This is a genomic window from Bartonella sp. AP9QHHD (assembly GCF_042195625.1).
Classification (GTDB): Bacteria; Pseudomonadota; Alphaproteobacteria; order Rhizobiales; family Rhizobiaceae; genus Bartonella.
This window is the reverse complement of the sequence record NZ_JBHIOP010000047.1, coordinates 86,416-103,986: the sequence shown is the minus strand read 5'-3', so window position 1 is coordinate 103,986 and position 17,571 is coordinate 86,416. Positions and strand designations below refer to the sequence as shown.

Here is a 17,571-nt window from a genome sequence, read left to right as displayed (position 1 = left end):
TTTTGAACATATCAGTGCCAGCACATATTGGTTGATTCTCCATCCACACCGTAATTTGTAACATTTCCTCCTTTTTAACGGTAGAAATCATCGATTTTTCCCACAACTCTTGCATCTATGAATAGTTTGAACTATAGAACAAACTTCTGCGTAGACACCCTTGGAGGCAACGTAGAATGGAGTGATCGCTGTTGGTTAGCGCATATCTTCATATCCATGCAAAAACTATTACTGTTTTTGAAGGATCTCCAATCATGTAAAAAGGACTTAAATTATGAGCAAAAGCTACACTCTTAAGGCCGAAAAACGCGAGCGGGTTGGTAAGGGGTCCTCCCGTGAACTTCGCCGCAACGGTCTTATTCCTGCTGTCATTTATGGTGAAAAACAACCACCTTTGGCAATAACAGTTCCCTATAAAGAAATTTTCTACAAAATTCATGCTGGTGGCTTTCGCACCACCATTGCAACGATTATTCTTGACAAGCAAAAAATTATGGTTTTGCCAAAAGATTATCAATTAGATCCCGTGCGTGACTTTCCCCTCCATGTAGACTTTTTGCGCATTTCAGCAAAATCCGTTGTAGAAGTGAATATTCCTGTCCACTTCCTCAATGAAGATACGGCACCTGGACTTAAAAAGGGTGGTGTCCTCAATATTGTTCGGCACGAAATTGAATGTACAGCTCCAGCAAGTGCTATTCCTGAAGCTATTGAAATTGATCTCTCCAGCTACTCTATTGGTGATTCTATTCACATTTCAGCAGTGCAACTGCCAAAAGATGTGACTCCCATCATCCAAGATCGAGACTTTACCATTGCAACCATTGCAGCTCCTGCTGGCATGGATGTCAGCGATGAAACTTCTGAACAAGAAAATGATGAAGAAGACACACAAACTTCATAAAACTCAAAAGGCGGGAATTTTTCCGCCTTAATTTATGAGACATTACCCTTACTCATACTTTGACTGAAGATACACATGTGGCTTATTGCTGGTCTTGGCAATCCTGGTTTACAATATCAAAATAACCGCCATAATATCGGTTTTATGGCTGTTGATGCCATTTATCAGTCCTTCTCTTTTTCTCCATGGTCAAAGAAGTTTCAAGCAGAAATCTCCAATGGTTTCATAAATAATGAGAAAATTTTTCTTATAAAACCACAAACTTTCATGAATCTTTCTGGTCAAGCTATCGGTGAAGCTTTGCGATTTTATAAATTAGATTTAAAGAATTTGATCATCATTTATGATGAACTAGACCTGTCACCGGGGAAAGTTCGTATAAAAATTGGTGGAGGACATAATGGGCATAATGGCATTAAGTCTATTGATGCCCATTGTGGTACTGACTATTGTCGTATACGCATAGGAATTGGTCATCCTGGAAGCAAAGAACTTGTTCATCAACATGTCTTGGGGAATTTTACCAAATCTGATCAAGAATGGTTATCCCCTCTCTTAGAGACAATTGCAAAAAATATCGCTCTCCTTATAAAAGATGATAAATCCCTCTTTATGAATGAAGTTTCACAAACGATAAAACACAATCAGAACCATTAGCTTGCGTGCCCCTGTCGCGTGAAGAATATGAATAAGAACTCTTAAAAAAATCCTCTTATAAACTTTCTCAAAGGCAAAATCTGTTGGCAACGTGAGAAGCTAGAAAATAGAACAGAATACAAGCTTGTATACACCTTTGAAGAAGAAAGGCTTATATTCTCTTTTGAGAGAAAGAGAAGATTGAACAGCAAACACAGCTCTCTCCAATCTTCTCCCCTAAATTAAAAAAAATCATTTGGCTGAATGGTCGACTGTAGCGGATCGTAACCATTTGATTGTTGACTATAAACTGTAGGAATACTCCTATTGTTTTGCAATACCACAACACGCGAACCAATGGGAACACGATCATAAAGATCGATAATATCTTGATTAAGCAAACGGATACACCCACTTGAAATAGCACGCCCAATTGACCACGATTCGTGTGAGCCATGAATACGGAAAAGTGTATCTTTCCCATTTTTGAACAAATAAAGTGCCCGCGCACCTAATGGATTATCGGGCCCTGGTGGCATTCCTTTCCCAAGATGACCATAACGTTCTGGTTCTCGAGCCATCATAGCTGCAGTAGGAGCCCAATTTGGCCACCGACGCTTGCGCTGTATAACCCCCTCACCTTCAAATGCTAGGCCTTCTTTACCGACACCAATCCCATAACGCAAAGCTTTTCCATTTTCACCAATAAGGTAAAGAAAACACTCTTGCGTATCTATAACCAATGTTCCAGGCGCATAAGATGTATAATAAATCACCTCTTGTCGCCAATATTTTGGATCAATTGTCGCAAGATCAACAGCAGGTAACGAATAGGTCTCATTCGTTACAGGACCATACAAAGCCTGTATTTCTGGTGGAATGTATCGAACTTGTTGAAAAGGTACCGATGACATATCTGACTGACGTGTAGCACATCCAGCCAAAGCCAAAAGTGCTGCAATTAAAAAGGCACAACGAGATAACACTCTTCTATTTTCTCCGATTAATTATTTATGCAGATTTGCATACCATGAAAAACTTAGCACAATATTAACATTAATTCGAAGTTTTCTTATCCTTGTAACTAAGGAGAACAATAAGGTAAGAAGAACTAAGGTAAAAAAGTAGATACCTATTACTTTAGACTTTTTTCTCACTTATCGCAAGACCAGGACTATAACTCTTCTGAAAATATGCTATAAAAAGGAAGCTTTATCTTGACCATAAAATTAATAGAAAAGAAAGACTCTCATGGGCTTTAAATGCGGTATTGTCGGATTACCTAATGTCGGGAAATCAACTCTTTTTAATGCATTAACAAAAACAGCCACTGCACAGGCTGCCAATTATCCTTTTTGTACCATTGAACCCAATACCGGAGAAGTTGCTGTTCCAGATTTACGAATGGAAAAAATTGCATCAATCGCTGGTTCAAAAGAAATGATTCCTACACGCATTAACTTCGTCGATATTGCGGGGCTTGTGCGAGGAGCTTCAAAAGGCGAAGGTTTAGGAAACAAGTTTTTAGCCAATATTCGCGAAGTCGATGCTATTGTCCACGTTTTACGCTGTTTTCAAAATGAAGATATTACCCATGTAGAGGGACGTATTGATCCTGTTTGTGATGCGACAACGGTTGAAACCGAACTCATGCTTGCGGATCTTGAAAGTCTTGAGAGACGAATCATACAAATCCGTAAACGAGCAACCGGAAAAGACAAAGAAGCTCTCACAATTTTACCTATTATGGAAAAAGCATTAAACATACTGCAACAGGGAAACCCTGTCCGGTTATTACTCAAAGATATTTCTTCCGATGAACACCACATTCTTAAGAGTTTGAATCTTTTAACCTCCAAGCCTGTACTTTATGTTTGTAATGTAAGCGAAAATGACGCCGCTCATGGAAATAGCTTTACCCAAACAGTTGAAAAAATGGCAACAGAGCAAAATGCGCAAAGCATTATCATTTCTGCTTCTATCGAAGCGGAAATTACACAACTGAGTGATGCTGAAGCATCAGAATATCTCAATGCTCTAGGACTCTTTGAACCGAGTCTCAATCGCCTCATTCGCGCTGGTTACCATTTACTTGATCTCATTACTTACTTCACCTGTGGGCCTAAGGAAACACGAGCATGGACAATTACGCGTGGTACAAAAGCTCCCCAAGCAGCTGGTGTTATTCATTCAGATTTTGAGCGCGGTTTCATTCGTGCCCAAACCATCAGCTATAATGACTATATTGCTCTGGGTGGAGAAAGCGGTGCAAAGGAAGCAGGAAAAGCCCGCGATGAAGGAAAGGAATACATTGTGCAAGATGGCGATATCATGTTATTTAAACATAATACTTAAATCTTCACTCTGTCTTAATAGTTTATCTTGAAAACTTTGATAATAGCTCCTTGGAATCTTGTCGCAAAAATTCTCAAGAGCTTTTAGAACAAAAAAACTGTTGCTAGCATATGATTGTGATAGCAACAGCTTGGTCCATTAAAGAATAGAAATATAAAATTAGCGTGTCCAACGCCCTTCGTATTTAAATGTTGGAGCGTTCTTTAAAGAATCTTTTGTCGCATTTGTAATAAGTTTCCATTTACCATAATCATTTGTCATCTGGATTGTTTCTGGAGAAACGACCACATAACTCTCGCCTATGCCAAGAAAACCACCAACAGCAATAACAAATCCTGCAATATTATTTTCACGTAAAATAATATCTTTTACTTCACCAATATTTTCATCTTCTATATTATATACATTGGCGCCTATAAGACTGGAAGCAACAAAATCCGTTGCTAAAGGTGTCACATAACGCACAGACTTATCTATCCCCACCTGTACAATACCCGTCGAAGAGATCATTTCAGGTTTTGAAGGCACTTCAAAAGACTGAGCATAAGTACTAGAAACCATCAAAATTGACATAAGAGTAGTACATGCAATTTTTTTCATTTTAACATCTCCATTTTTACTTTGCTTTTACTTTATAAAACCTCAATGCATCATAAAAAGATTTGTTCCTTATGCTCTTTATACTCTATACTCTTTTGAGCCTTATCGCTTTACCCTTTTCTCTTTATTTCGTCTTTTATTTCTTTCTCTAATTCTTCTTCTAAACCACACCAAATACGATTTTTTAAAATATAAACAAACCCTGCAAAAATGATTAAAAATAAAATAACACGAAAACCGGTTTTTTTACGAATTTCCATATGAGGATCGGCAGCCCACATCAAAAAAGCAGAAACATCGCGCGCATAATGTTCAATGATTTCTGGGGTTCCATCTTCATAAGCAACCATACCATCACTCAAAGGAGGAGCCATAGTTAAAGAATTACCGGCAATAAAATAAGGATTATACCAATAACCATTCGCAATTTTTATCTCCTTCGGTGCCTTCTGATATCCTGTTAAAAGAGCTGTAATATAATCTGGACCAGCTGTATCATAATGAGACAATGCATCAGTAATTAAAGCAGGAAACGGCAAAGATACCCCACGTGCACGTGCTATCAATGTCAAATCTGGAGGATAAGCACTATTCAAAATAAATCTTGCTTCTTCTTCATGTGAAAAGGGAGAAGGAAAACAATCCGTTGCAACCCCAGCACGTTTAAAAAATTTTCCTTCTCGATTAGGACCATCGCGCACTTCATATTGCCCCGCCAAAGCTTTGATCTGTTCTTGATCATACCCAAGATCTTTTAAATTGCGAAAAGCCACATATTTTAGCCCATGGCAGCTGGAACAAACTTGTCTATAAACCTTTAATCCGCGCCTCAATTGCGCCTTATCATAAAGCCCAAATGGACCTGAAAAACTCCATTCTTGTTTTTTAGGAACCTGTAAAGGAAAAGAAATAAATCCTTCTTCCTGATCAGAGGCATCACTCGCTAAACTCTGAGCAGAAAAACTCATAGCAACAATAACAACCAGCCCGACAAAAACATTTACCATAGTCTCTTTTTTTTCTGTTTTAAATCTTGCATAATTGAAGAAGGAAGAGAACAATTTTTTTCAAACGCTGGCAAAATCGGCAAAATAACCAAAAAAAATATAAAATAATAAACCGTAGCCAATTGTGTCCATAAAAGAATTTTGTCACTTATTTCTCTTGACCCCAACCAACCAAGAAAAACGACATCAATAACCAACGCCCAAAAGAAAATTTTATAAACAGGTCGATATCTTGCTGAACATATTTTAGAGCGGTCTAACCATGGCACAAAAATTAAAATGCAAATCGAACTGACGAATAAAACAAAGCCAACAAAGTTTGAAGAGAAAATACCGATATCAAAAGTTATAGCACGAAGCATCGCATAAAAAGGCAAAAAATACCATTCTGGAACCACACGAAGAGGTGCCTTTAAAGGATCTGCCACACTATAATTTTCAGCCTGCCCCATATAATCGGGCATATAAAACAAAAACCAGGCAAAGAAGATGAGAAAAACAGTAATAGCAAAAATATCTTTGATAAGCGCATAAGGCGAAAATGGAACTGTTTCCTTATCTGATTGTATAGCAAGACCCGTTGGATTGCCTTGCCCAACACAATGAATTGCCCAAATATGCAGCCCCACAAAAAGAAGCAAAATAAATGATAAAACATAATGGAAAACATAAAAACGATTCAACGTTGGTTGTCCTACGACATAACCACCCAGAAGTGTCTCATGCAACCATGTCCCCACCAAAGGTATCGTTTTTAAAAGCCCTGCAATCACTGAAGCCGCTGAAATAGACATCATCCCCCAAACAAGCACATAACCAAAAAATGCTATTGCCATCATGATGATATAAATAAAAATACCTGTAACCCATACCATTTCTCGCATATTTTTATAAGAACCATAATAAAGTCCACGTGCTAAATGGATATAAACAGCAATAAAAAAAAACGAAGAGCCTACACAATGCCATGGACGAAAAAGCCAACCAAACTGCCCTTCACGCCGAAATCGTTCACTGGTTTCAAAAGCCAAATGAATATCCGGAACATAATGCATAGCCAAGACAATACCAGTCAAAAGCTGTGATAAAAGCATAATGGTCAAAATACCGCCAAATGTATAAAAGTAATTAAGATTACGCGGAACAGGAAAAATCACAAATGCATTATAAAAAAAACGAGGAAGAGGAAAACGCTTATCAAACCAACGGGCAAGTGCATTTTTAGGACAATAAGGAGAAAACCTTGTCATAACCTTATCCTATTTTGAGCAAAGTATCAGAAAGAAATTGGTAAGGAGGAATAGCCAAATTATAGTTAGCTGGACCCGACCGCACTCTTCCAGCTGTATCATAAACAGACCCATGACATGGACACAACCACCCTCCAAATTTCCCAGATTGCCCAAGTGTTATACAGCCTAAATGCGTACAAAGATTAATGACGATAAGCCAATTTTCACGTCCTTTACCTGCTGAACGTGCAAAATCCGTCGCTTCTTTTTCACCTTCAAGATTAGGATTGCGCGCTTGACGATCTTTTAGAAGTCTCAATTCAGTAGCGCGCGCATCAGCAATTTCTTTTGCCGTACGATTTCGAATAACAACAGGCTGTCCTCGCCACTTTACCGTTACTGACATCCCCTCTTCAATACCAGAAAGATCAACCTCAACAGAGGAAGATGCCAAAACAGCTTCATCTGGACGCAACTGACGGATAAAAGGCCACACAACCGCTCCCATTCCAACTGCTCCTGCAACAGCTGTTACCAAAAACAGAAAATCCCGCCTCGTTTGCTCACCCATGGCCTTAACTTAAAGAGACACTTTGCTAAAACATTCTTTTACCATACCCTCTCCCATTGTACAATGCTTGATCACTCCGTTACCTCAACCATAAAAACATCCCCGTAAAACACTCCTGCCATTTGTATGGTTTATACAAAAAACTGTTTTATAATGATAATTCATCGTTTTACAGAGTGAATGAAATCCCTAAACACCGTAAGGTTTTTTCATTTCAAACCTATTCATATTAATCAATCAAAATTACTCCCCCGCCCGTGAAAATCAGAGATAGCATGTAAATAAACACTTCTAAAGAAAGAAACATAGTCTTGTTATGACCATATCTCAGTAAACAAGTTGAGCTTATCGGTTATTTCTTTAACACATTTACAGCATCTCTCCCTCCCTCAATTCCAACTGGTTGCATGAGTATTTTTTTCGCTTCTGTTTTTGCATAAAAAGCATATTTTGTTGATTTTAATTAAAATTGATGATCTAATCTCATTAAATATCCCACTTTTCAACATAATGAGCCAAGTCATTTCATGGATTGCTCAATAAAAGGAAGTCCCTAATAGGGAGCTTCTCTCTGATCCCAAACAGACCTGTATACATAACTTTTCCCTGAAATTTAAAGGGAATAAAAATGAACCGTAAAAAACATGTATTTCTCAAAGCATATTTTTCGAATAAATTGTGGTGCTTCTTTACAAAGTCGAAAGAAAAATCATATTACAGAGAACATGACACTTCATATAGCTCTTTTCCAACCTGATATTGCTGGTAATACTGGAACGATTTTACGTCTTAGCGCTTGCTTTGGTTTACATGTGCACATTATTGAACCTGCAGGCTTTAATCTGTCGGATCGTAATCTCAAACGCGCAGGATTGGATTATCTCGAATATGCTTCCTTAGAACGACACATTGATTGGCAACATTTTATAAGCTCCATGAAACACTTTAACCGCCGCCTGTTGCTTTTAAGTACAAAAGCAAAAACATGCTATACGCAGATATGCTATCAAAGAAATGATGTTTTACTTTTTGGTCGTGAAACAGCTGGCGTTCCCGATTATGTTCATGAAGCGGCCGATTACACATTAAAAATTCCCATGCAACCACAGGCACGCTCTCTAAATCTCGCCATGAGCGTAGCCATAACAACAGGAGAAGCATTACGCCAAATTGGTTATCATGAAAGAAACTGTAATCTATAAAAACATAAATTATCACGAAAAACAATAATACAACATATAAAGAACAGTTAGAGCGTATAATGCCTATCATTTTCCAACAATTAAGTGCTGGTAAAATAAACATTTCTTAGTGCCCATCACATCCATTTCATATCACCTCATATCACCACCTATGAATGATTAAATACTCCTCATAGTAAAAATCCAGTGAACATCCCCCTCTTTATGGTCATACAAGGTGCAAACCGCTACCACTATTCTCTTTATTCGTTCTCATTTTCGAGAATCCTTATCTTTGAGATGATTCATAAGAGACATTTTTCCTCTCTGTAATCATTTTTCCTCACTTGTGACGTGTAAGGCAATAACTTTGATTGATGTAATATGAACAGGTTTGAAATAACCTTACAATATTGTGAACTCTTATTTCACATAAATAATGATTATTATAAATTAATATGTTGACTTAAAAAATATAAACAACAGTGAGTTTATAAACAGAAATATTATAAATCAATTTTTTCTAATAGTGCATGACGATCCATTAAAAATCCGCTTTCAATCCATATCATTTCTAGCTCTTTAAGCTTTTTTCCTAAAAGTACACCTTTTGTAAAACCTTTCTTTATTAAATCGTTACCATTAATAGGAAAAGTTGGAATTTGCCATTTTTGGGCAAATTGATAAAGCTTGACATAACCCTCTGCTTTTTGCAAAGCATCACTTTTTTCCAGATGATCAAGATGTGATGCAGCGACAGACAACGATAATTGATCTAAAACTGGCTGTCGTCCATGAAAATAAATCAGTTTTTGCACAAAATGATCAGAACAGTTTTGGTTTATTATTTCTAACTCTGCCCATTCTTTTAATCGCGTTGTTTCCTTAAGAGAAAAACGCAAGCGCTGTGCCATTTCATGAAGACGCATGGGATCAGGAGGAAGAAGGCTTTCTAGCCGTAACAATGGATCAACTTTCCAACCAAGATCCTGTTCTGTCTTCACCAATGCGTGAATTGCATCAATACCCCATCGTTCTGTTTCAGGAAAAATGAGTGCCAAAATTCTGCTTTGTCGCATCCATAAAAGAGCACGCGTTGGATCAAACGCCGCAAGAAGCTTTTTCATTTCTGCCCAAATACGTTCAGAAGAAAGTTTTTTTAAACCGTGTTTTAAACGAACACATGCCTTCAATCCTTGCACATCAGGTCGCCCTGCTCCATACCACGCAAAAAAGCGAAAAAACCGTAAAATACGCAAATAATCTTCGCCAATACGATCTTCTGCAACCCCAATAAAACGAACTGTTCGGCTAGCAATATCACTCAAACCTCCCACATCATCATAAAGGTTGCCAGCAGCATCACAATAAAGCGCATTTATCGTAAAATCTCGCCGTTCAGCATCTTTTTTCCAATCACGACCAAATGCCACTTTTGCATGACGACCATCTGTTTCAATATCGCAGCGAAGCGTTGTAACCTCATAAGAACATGAATGAGCAACTACTGTTATTGTACCAAAAGCAATCCCTGTAGGAATAGCTTTAAATCCTGCTTCTTCTACACGTGCAATAACCTGTTGCGGCAAACAGGTTGTTGCAATATCAATATCACTAATAGGCTGCCCTAGCAGTTGATTGCGCACTGCTCCCCCTACAATACGCGCCTCTTCCCCCTCCACAGACAAAACACGAAGAAGTGTTTGGATATCACTTTGTTGTAACCACGCAACCTGTTTGAAGTTCTGTCTTATATTCACCCTTTAACCTTTCAAAAAAGTTGTCTTCATTGCTTTAAAAAACTCTCTTCATAAAACAAATTTTTTAAGACATCCCTTATAAAGCACGTCTATTCTTCCAAAGAAACTTTTCTCTTCTATACGAATATGAAAAAAAACGGCATATGATACTTCATTTCTTCTCATTTTCTGTTACAAACAATAAGATATCCATTATCATGCAGAGAAAATTACCATTTTTGCGACAAACGCCTTAAGGAAGAAATATGAGTCAACATGATCCATCATCCAATTCTATAAAAAAGGTCAATATCAATCATGAAGCTCAAGTCATTATTGATGATATTGATACGGCACACAAAGAATTGGATATTTTACAAAAAGAAATTGACAAAGTTATTTTTGGGCAAAATCAGGTAATCGAATATGCTTTAATCGCTATTTTTGCTGGTGGTCACGCCCTTCTTGTCGGTGCTCCAGGACTTGCAAAAACACGTCTTGTTGAAACATTGGGAACAGTCTTAGGGCTTGATGAAAAACGCATCCAATTCACTCCTGACTTAATGCCATCGGATATTATTGGTTCTGAAATTATGGATTCCGATAAAGACGGTAAACGTTCTTTTCGATACATTCAAGGTCCTATTTTTACGCAACTTCTCATGGCCGATGAAATCAATCGTGCTTCCCCACGGACACAGTCAGCCCTTTTACAAGCTATGCAAGAATATCATGTTACTGTTGCAGGTAACCGTTATGATTTGCCACAACCTTTTCATGTTCTTGCAACGCAAAATCCTCTCGAACAAGAAGGGACCTATCCACTTCCTGAAGCACAACTGGATCGCTTTTTGATGCAAATCGATATTGACTATCCTGACCTCACAACAGAGCGACGGATTATTTTAGAAACAACAAAAGAAAAAAAATCAAATGCAAAACCAATTTTATCCGGCAAAAAATTGCAAAAAATTCAAAATATCGTTCGCAAAATGCCTCTTTCAGAAAGTGTGATCGAAGCTATTTTAAAAATTGTCCGCTCATCTCGCCCTCATAAAGACAATAGCCTTGCTAATACTTATGTTTCTTGGGGACCTGGTCCACGGGCATCACAAGCCCTTTCACTTTGTGTTCGCGCCCGTGCTCTTTATTATGGACGCTTAGCCCCTTCACTTGATGATGTTGAAGCATTGGCCTATCCTGTATTACAACACCGCATGGCTCTTAATTTTTCTGCCCGTGCTGAAGATATAACCGTAAAAGATATTATTAATAACCTTGTGAAAGATGCTCTTTGAATGGCTCTTGGCAAAAAAGTTTTACAAAAGCCTCCATTGTCGCTGGCAAATGAACTGCATAAGGATACTGGCAAAATGCCATATTTCCTTTTACAAGCGCGTCATATCGCTAATACATTGATAACCGGATGGCATAGACAACGTAAAAGCGGTAATGGGGAAAACTTTTGGCAATTTCGTCCCTATATGGAAGGAGAATCCATTAGCCGCATTGACTGGCGTCGCTCAGCGCGTGATGAAAATACATATCTCCGTGAACATGAATGGCAAATGACACAAACCGTTTGGCTTTGTCCTGATCAGAGCGCATCAATGCATTACTGTTCGCGCTTTTCTAAAATCTCTAAAGGTAATCATGCCATTATTCTTACCCTTACCTTGGCATCCCTTCTTGCACGCAGTGGCGAACATATTGCTATTCCTAACTTAATGTCCCCCACAATGACATCCAATGTCGTAGAACGAATAGCCTTTGCTTTAGAAAATCATTCAGATGAAAATTTATTTCCGGATTTTTCAACGATTACACGCTTTTCACATGTCATTATAATGAGTGATTTTCTCGACTATCCTGAAAAAATCATCCAACATTTAACCGTTTTAACTACAAAACAAGTGACAGCGCATTTAATTGAAATTTCTGATCCCGCAGAAGAAAGCTTTCCCTACACAGGTCACACAGAATTTTTGGATCCCGAAACGAAAGAGAAACATGTTTCCACTAAAGCAGAAGATCTTCGTAAGAGCTATTGTAAACTATATCACGCAAGGCGACAAGAATTGGTAAATTTTTGCGCACGCCAAGGATGGTCTTATCACGTTAGTACAACAGATCAACCTTTAACAGAGACCATTTTTCATCTTGCAAATACAATGAGCGACTCTCCATTGCAAAAAAGGAGGGCACTTTGAGTTTTGCTGCTCCCTTTCTGTTACTAGGGCTTTTGTTCCTACCGGTCATTTGGTGGCTGTTGCGGATAACTCCTCCATCTCCGCGTAAAGAGCTTTTTCCCCCTTTTCGCTTCTTACCCAAACCAACTCATCAACAAGAAACAGCAAAACATACACCTTGGTGGTTGCTCTTGTTGCGTTTAACCATAGCGGCACTTGTTATCATAGCTCTAGCACGCCCCACTTGGAATCAAAAACCAATAAGCTTTTCCGGATCTCAACCCCTTGCACTCATTATTGATAATGGTTGGGTTTCTGTAAAAGAATGGAAACAGCGCATCTCTATCGCTGAAATGCTCCTTGCACAGGCAGAAAAACAGCAAAAAAATATTTATCTTGTTGCAACGGCTGAAAATAATATCTCCAATATAGAGCCCCAACCAGCCAAGATTATAAAACAGCATTTAATGCATTTGCAACCGCGTCCTTGGCCTGTCAACCGTGTGCATGCCTTCAAAAAACTCAGCGAAAGAACCAAAGGAAAACCTCTTGATATTGCTTATTTAAGTGATGGATTACAAACAAATGAAGATGAGCAAGCTTTTGCTCTTCTTGAAGAATTAAAACCTAGAAACTTCTTGTGGTATTTGACTGATATTTCCGATTTAACCGGCATAACATCCATAGAAAATAATAATGGAAACATGGGCGCGCGTATTATCCGCTCAACAACACACAGTAATACTCCCGCTATACTCAGCCTTTACGATTCAAATAATCAACTTCTCGGTCAATTTACGAACAAGTTCTCTGAAGGAGAAACAACAGCACTTGTTCCTTTTAATGTACCACTTGAACTACGCAATGATATCGCTTGGATAAAAATAAACAATCAAAACCATGCTGCTGCAACCTTCTTGGTAGATAGCCATAACAGGATAAGCCGTGTTGCTCTTCTCTCACCCGATACCAATGAAATGGCACAGCCTTTACTTGCTCCATTTTATTACATTATCAAAGCCTTACAAGGTCATACACAGCTTATAACAGCCGGTGGAAGAGAACTTTCAACGGATATTGATCATTTGCTTAAACAAAATCCATCTGTTTTGATTATGGGTGACATTGTTAACATACCCCCAAAAGCAGAAAAAAAACTTTCTGATTTTGTGAATAAAGGGGGAACACTCATCCGCTTTGCAGGAGAAAAACTCAGTAGCGCAGAACATTACGATAACCTTCTTCCGATACCACTGCGCCCAGGTCAACGTTCCCTTGGAAGTATTATGTCTTGGACAAAACCACAAAAGCTTGCCCCTTTTGCAAAAAATAGCTTTTTCTTTGGTCTTCCCTTTCCAGGAGATGTTACTGTCTCGCGCCAAATCCTCGCAGAACCAACCCCAGATCTTTTTGAAAAAACGTGGCTTAGCCTTTCGGATGGAACTCCTCTTGTTACCGCAGCAAAACGTGGTAAAGGAACCCTCATTCTCATTCATGTTGCTCCTGACCCAACATGGTCTAACCTTCCTCTTTCTGGCTTTTTTGCACAAATGCTGCAAAAATTAATCACATTAGGTTCTAACGAAAACACAAACCTAACACACAGAGAAAAAAGAACAGTGATACAAAACCCTTGGCGAACTATAGCCATTGACGGACAATTACAAGTACCACCCTCTGATGTTGTTCCTTTGATCTTTGACTCTCAAAATCCACCCCATCCTTCCTACCATACTCCCCCAGGACTTTATGGTGCCAAAAACAATTTTTATGCACTCAATCTCTTAACTCATTCGTCGCACTTGATGAAACAATCATCATTGCCAACTTCTCTTAATAAAAGCCCTTTATCTTACGATACAAAAGAAAAAAATCTTATCGGTCCACTTTTAGGATTAGCCATCTTATTATTCGCCTTTGACAATTTTCTCATTTTATGGATGGGAGATATTTTTTCTTTCATGAAACGGCGTAATATGTTTCTCGTCCCCTTTATAAGTCTTATTGCCTTGTTTTCATATGATCCAACTCTTCATGCACAAACGAAAGAAAATCATCATGATAGTGTACAAGCTGCTGGCGCAACACATCTTGCCTATGTTATAACCAATAATCATGAAATTGATACAACGAGTAAAAGTGGTCTAGAAGCGTTAAGTCAATTTATCGCAGAGCGCACAATGCTTACCCTTGGCTCTGTTACAGCACTTGATCTCGATAAAGATGAACTCTCTTTTTATCCTCTTATTTACTGGCCAATTGATGTTAAGAGTCCTATACCAACCCCCAAAAGCCTTGAAAAAATAAATAACTTTATGAAACATGGGGGAACAATTTTATTTGACACGCGCGATCAGATAAAGAGCAATCTTAATCTTGAAGGAGACGCTACTCCAGAAACGCAAAGATTACGAGATATCTTAAAAAAGTTAAATATTCCATCCATTGAGCCAGCATCAACAGATCATGTTGTTGCACGTTCTTTTTATATTATGCCAGATTTTCCTGGTCTCTACCGTGGTTCACCTTTATGGGTTGAATCCTCATCAACAAACAAAAAAAATAAAAACTCTCTTGCCAACGGCGATAACGTAAGCTCCCTTCTCATCACCGCAAATAACTTTGCTGGGGCTTGGGCACTCGATGAAAAAGGGGCATGGAAATATCCCCTTGTTCCCAATGATCCAATGCAACGTCTATGGGCATTTCGTGCAGGTTTAAATATTGTCCTTTATGTGCTTACAGGAAACTATAAAGCGGATCAAGTGCATGTTCCAGCACTCTTGGAACGCTTTAAAAGAGAAAGAAGGCAATGATATCATTTTTCACTTTTCAGCCTTTTTTACCACTCTTTTGGATTCTGCTCTTAAGCGGAATATCGATTCTTTTTGTCGTTGTTGGTCTTGTTACGCTACGGCAAGGTTCTTTATTTCGTCTGATGGCATTAAGCGCCCTTATCCTTGCTTTGCTCAATCCAATGATCATAAAAGAACAGCGCGAACCACTGAAAAGCACAGTAGGCATTGTCATTGACCGCAGCAAAAGCCAATCATTTGGAACACGTACAAATGATAGTGATGAAGCGCGCAGGCAATTAGTCGAAACACTGGCGCATTATCCACAATTTGAACCACGCTTTATTGAAGCTGGGAAACTTGCTGATAATCGATATGCACCCTCAACGAATTTGTTTGAAGCTTTAACACAAGCACTATCTGATGTACCGTTCTCTCGTTATGCAGGAACCATTTTTATCACCGATGGACAAGTGCATGACATCCCTGACCTATCAGACCTTCATCATGAAGCACCTCTCAATGCCCTGATTACAGGATACTCAGATGAATTTGATCGCCAAATCAAGTTTATTTCTCCTCCACGCTTTGCCCTTGTCAACAAACCACAAACGCTCTCCATTTTGGTAGAAGATAAAGGCCCCGCCAAAAAAACAATATCAGAGAAAGCAAATATTACACTAAGCGTCAATGGACAAGACATTGGCCATTATTCTGTAACTCCTGGCGTGATTTTTCAAACTGAAATTACCCTTCCTCATGCTGAAAAAAATATTATCCAAGTTATAACTGATCCACACAAAGGTGAACTAAGCTTGGAAAACAACCGCGCCATAACAATTATTGAAGGAATCAGAGAAAATTTACGCGTTCTTCTTATTTCAGGTGCTCCTTATAATGGAGAACGGACATGGCGAGACCTTTTGAAAGGTGACTCCAATATTGATCTTGTTCACTTTACTATTTTGCGTCCCCCCACCAAAGCAGATAATACGCCCTCAAGCCAATTATCCTTAGTGGTCTTTCCCACAAGAAAACTCTTTGTTGAAGAAATTAATAACTTTGATCTCATCATCCTTGATGGCTACCAGCACTCTACTGTTCTCCCCTTAATCTATTATGATTATATCGCCCAATATGTACAAAAGGGGGGTGCATTGTTGATGGTAACAGGACCTGAATTTACCCAAAAAAACTCACTTGCGAAAACACCTTTAATAAGCATTCTACCGGCATTGCCCAATGGAACTATTATTGAAAAACCTTTTCGCCCCACATTAACCAAAGAAGGTGAGCGCCATCCTGTCACAAGGGGTCTTGCAACACTTAACCTTCCCGCTTCTCAATGGGGGCAATGGTTGCGACAAATTGCTATTCAAAACATAAATAACGGAATCGCCCTCATGAAAGGAGCGGATGAACAACCACTTTTACTTCTCTCCCATGTTGATAAAGGACGTGTGGGCATGTTGCTTTCTGATGAAAGTTGGCTTTGGGCACGAGGTTTCGAAGGCGGTGGTCCTTATGCTGCTCTTTATCGTCGTATTGCCCATTGGCTCATGAAAGAACCAGAACTTGAGGAAGAAAAATTAAGTGCGACTAGCAGCCATCATCATTTAACAATTCGCCGCCAAACTCTAAAAGACCATCCAGAACCCGCTGAAATAATCTTTCCCTCTGGAAAAAAAGAAAATATTACTCTGACCAAAGAGAAAGAAGGCCTTTTTACTGCAACTGTGACCACTGATGAGACAGGAATTTTTAACATTAAAAATGGCGGTTTAACAATACTTTCTTCTGTAGGGATGCTCGATAATCTTGAGTTGTTTGACTTGATTTCAACACAAGAAAAACTAGCCCCCATTATTAAGCACACTGGTGGCTACATCGGACGTTTACACCCTGAAGGAAAAGAAAACATTCATCTTCCTCCATTTAAGCTGATTCAATCAAAAACAAGTCCGTCCTCTTCCCCAGCACATTCAATTGTTCTGAAAGAAGCAACAGAAACCCGTTTAATCAATACCTTTTATTTTTCGATATTTTCTGGTTTTTTTGCACTGCTTGCTTGCCTTTTACTGTTGAGCAGCATGTGGTATTATGAAGGCCGTTAAAAAGTCTGAGATTTCGTATAATAGTTTTAAAATTCAGCTTATCTTTTTACGTATTTACTTGTCTTTTGTAATTAGATAACGTATTGATTTATAACTCAAAATACAGTGGAATTCTCCTTATTTCCAATATCCTCATATTAAAACAATAAAAAACATTCTCTTGCGTATTATTAGAAGGGATGCTGTATGGATAGAAACCATTGAAGAAAAGAGTGAAATACCTCTTATGAATCCTCTTAAAGCAAAGC

General features: G+C 38.6%; 14 protein-coding genes. 8 read left to right on the top strand and 6 right to left on the bottom strand.

Features of this window, described 5'->3' with window-relative positions; all coding sequences use genetic code 11:
* Positions 1-274 precede the first annotated feature (274 nt).
* Together ACFIK4_RS03980 and pth are read left to right on the top strand one after the other, a co-directional pair.
* Positions 275-904: a 50S ribosomal protein L25/general stress protein Ctc gene (locus ACFIK4_RS03980; protein ID WP_375611180.1), complete on the top strand. Its 630-nt coding sequence runs from the start codon at positions 275-277 to the stop codon at positions 902-904.
* A gap of 75 nt (positions 905-979) precedes the next feature.
* Positions 980-1,561 carry an aminoacyl-tRNA hydrolase gene (gene pth, locus ACFIK4_RS03975; RefSeq protein ID WP_375631640.1) on the top strand — a complete coding sequence of 194 codons (582 nt, stop codon included), beginning with the start codon at positions 980-982 and terminating at the stop codon, positions 1,559-1,561.
* Between the two features lie 221 nt (positions 1,562-1,782).
* Here pth and ACFIK4_RS03970 read toward each other — a convergent pair whose 3' ends face one another.
* Positions 1,783-2,526, bottom strand: coding sequence for a L,D-transpeptidase (locus tag ACFIK4_RS03970; protein WP_375611178.1), 744 nt, complete (start codon positions 2,524-2,526; stop codon positions 1,783-1,785).
* Positions 2,527-2,791: 265 nt separating this feature from the next.
* On the opposite strand from ACFIK4_RS03970, the gene ychF reads away from it, so the two are divergent.
* Positions 2,792-3,895, top strand: a complete 1,104-nt coding sequence (gene ychF / locus ACFIK4_RS03965) for a redox-regulated ATPase YchF (protein ID WP_375661796.1) — start codon at positions 2,792-2,794, stop codon at positions 3,893-3,895.
* Positions 3,896-4,054: 159 nt separating this feature from the next.
* Here ychF and ACFIK4_RS03960 read toward each other — a convergent pair whose 3' ends face one another.
* The 4 genes from ACFIK4_RS03960 to petA form a co-directional block, all read right to left on the bottom strand.
* On the bottom strand, positions 4,055-4,495 hold the full coding sequence (locus ACFIK4_RS03960; RefSeq protein ID WP_375611176.1) for a PRC-barrel domain-containing protein: 441 nt from the start codon (positions 4,493-4,495) through the stop codon (positions 4,055-4,057).
* Between the two features lie 110 nt (positions 4,496-4,605).
* Positions 4,606-5,502: a cytochrome c1 gene (locus ACFIK4_RS03955; RefSeq protein WP_375668220.1), complete on the bottom strand. Its 897-nt coding sequence runs from the start codon at positions 5,500-5,502 to the stop codon at positions 4,606-4,608.
* Complete coding sequence (locus ACFIK4_RS03950; RefSeq protein WP_375611174.1) at positions 5,496-6,752, bottom strand: cytochrome bc complex cytochrome b subunit; 1,257 nt, start codon at positions 6,750-6,752, stop codon at positions 5,496-5,498. The genes ACFIK4_RS03955 and ACFIK4_RS03950 overlap by 7 nt, the downstream gene beginning before the upstream one ends.
* 4 nt (positions 6,753-6,756) lie before the next feature.
* Complete coding sequence (gene petA / locus ACFIK4_RS03945; RefSeq protein ID WP_375611173.1) at positions 6,757-7,305, bottom strand: ubiquinol-cytochrome c reductase iron-sulfur subunit; 549 nt, start codon at positions 7,303-7,305, stop codon at positions 6,757-6,759.
* A gap of 725 nt (positions 7,306-8,030) precedes the next feature.
* Between petA and ACFIK4_RS03940 the strand changes: the two genes are divergently transcribed.
* A complete protein-coding gene (locus ACFIK4_RS03940) occupies positions 8,031-8,507 on the top strand; it encodes a tRNA (cytidine(34)-2'-O)-methyltransferase (protein WP_375612986.1) in 477 nt (158 codons plus the stop codon).
* 485 nt (positions 8,508-8,992) lie between these two features.
* On the opposite strand, the gene ACFIK4_RS03935 is transcribed toward ACFIK4_RS03940, so the two are convergent.
* Positions 8,993-10,246 carry a CCA tRNA nucleotidyltransferase gene (locus tag ACFIK4_RS03935; protein WP_375612987.1) on the bottom strand — a complete coding sequence of 418 codons (1,254 nt, stop codon included), beginning with the start codon at positions 10,244-10,246 and terminating at the stop codon, positions 8,993-8,995.
* A gap of 245 nt (positions 10,247-10,491) precedes the next feature.
* Here ACFIK4_RS03935 and ACFIK4_RS03930 point away from each other — a divergent pair, with 245 nt between their 5' ends.
* From ACFIK4_RS03930 to ACFIK4_RS03915, 4 genes are read left to right on the top strand one after another with little or no spacing between them, the layout of a single operon-like run.
* Positions 10,492-11,523 carry an AAA family ATPase gene (locus ACFIK4_RS03930; protein ID WP_375612988.1) on the top strand — a complete coding sequence of 344 codons (1,032 nt, stop codon included), beginning with the start codon at positions 10,492-10,494 and terminating at the stop codon, positions 11,521-11,523.
* Complete coding sequence (locus ACFIK4_RS03925; RefSeq protein ID WP_375638069.1) at positions 11,524-12,435, top strand: DUF58 domain-containing protein; 912 nt, start codon at positions 11,524-11,526, stop codon at positions 12,433-12,435.
* Positions 12,432-15,230, top strand: a complete 2,799-nt coding sequence (locus ACFIK4_RS03920) for a DUF4159 domain-containing protein (RefSeq protein WP_375638068.1) — start codon at positions 12,432-12,434, stop codon at positions 15,228-15,230. The genes ACFIK4_RS03925 and ACFIK4_RS03920 overlap by 4 nt, the downstream gene beginning before the upstream one ends.
* Positions 15,227-17,323: a glutamine amidotransferase gene (locus tag ACFIK4_RS03915; protein ID WP_375675053.1), complete on the top strand. Its 2,097-nt coding sequence runs from the start codon at positions 15,227-15,229 to the stop codon at positions 17,321-17,323. The genes ACFIK4_RS03920 and ACFIK4_RS03915 overlap by 4 nt, the downstream gene beginning before the upstream one ends.
* Positions 17,324-17,571: the final 248 nt, after the last annotated feature.

Coding starts and splice junctions, on each gene's coding strand:
- ACFIK4_RS03940 (WP_375612986.1), top strand. CDS start 8,031: ATGACACTTCATATAGCTCTTTTCCAACCTGATATTGCTGGTAATACT.
- petA (WP_375611173.1), bottom strand. CDS start 7,305: ATGGGTGAGCAAACGAGGCGGGATTTTCTGTTTTTGGTAACAGCTGTT.
- ACFIK4_RS03925 (WP_375638069.1), top strand. CDS start 11,524: ATGGCTCTTGGCAAAAAAGTTTTACAAAAGCCTCCATTGTCGCTGGCA.
- ACFIK4_RS03950 (WP_375611174.1), bottom strand. CDS start 6,752: ATGACAAGGTTTTCTCCTTATTGTCCTAAAAATGCACTTGCCCGTTGG.
- ACFIK4_RS03960 (WP_375611176.1), bottom strand. CDS start 4,495: ATGAAAAAAATTGCATGTACTACTCTTATGTCAATTTTGATGGTTTCT.
- ychF (WP_375661796.1), top strand. CDS start 2,792: ATGGGCTTTAAATGCGGTATTGTCGGATTACCTAATGTCGGGAAATCA.
- ACFIK4_RS03955 (WP_375668220.1), bottom strand. CDS start 5,502: ATGGTAAATGTTTTTGTCGGGCTGGTTGTTATTGTTGCTATGAGTTTT.
- ACFIK4_RS03930 (WP_375612988.1), top strand. CDS start 10,492: ATGAGTCAACATGATCCATCATCCAATTCTATAAAAAAGGTCAATATC.
- ACFIK4_RS03980 (WP_375611180.1), top strand. CDS start 275: ATGAGCAAAAGCTACACTCTTAAGGCCGAAAAACGCGAGCGGGTTGGT.
- ACFIK4_RS03915 (WP_375675053.1), top strand. CDS start 15,227: ATGATATCATTTTTCACTTTTCAGCCTTTTTTACCACTCTTTTGGATT.
- pth (WP_375631640.1), top strand. CDS start 980: ATGTGGCTTATTGCTGGTCTTGGCAATCCTGGTTTACAATATCAAAAT.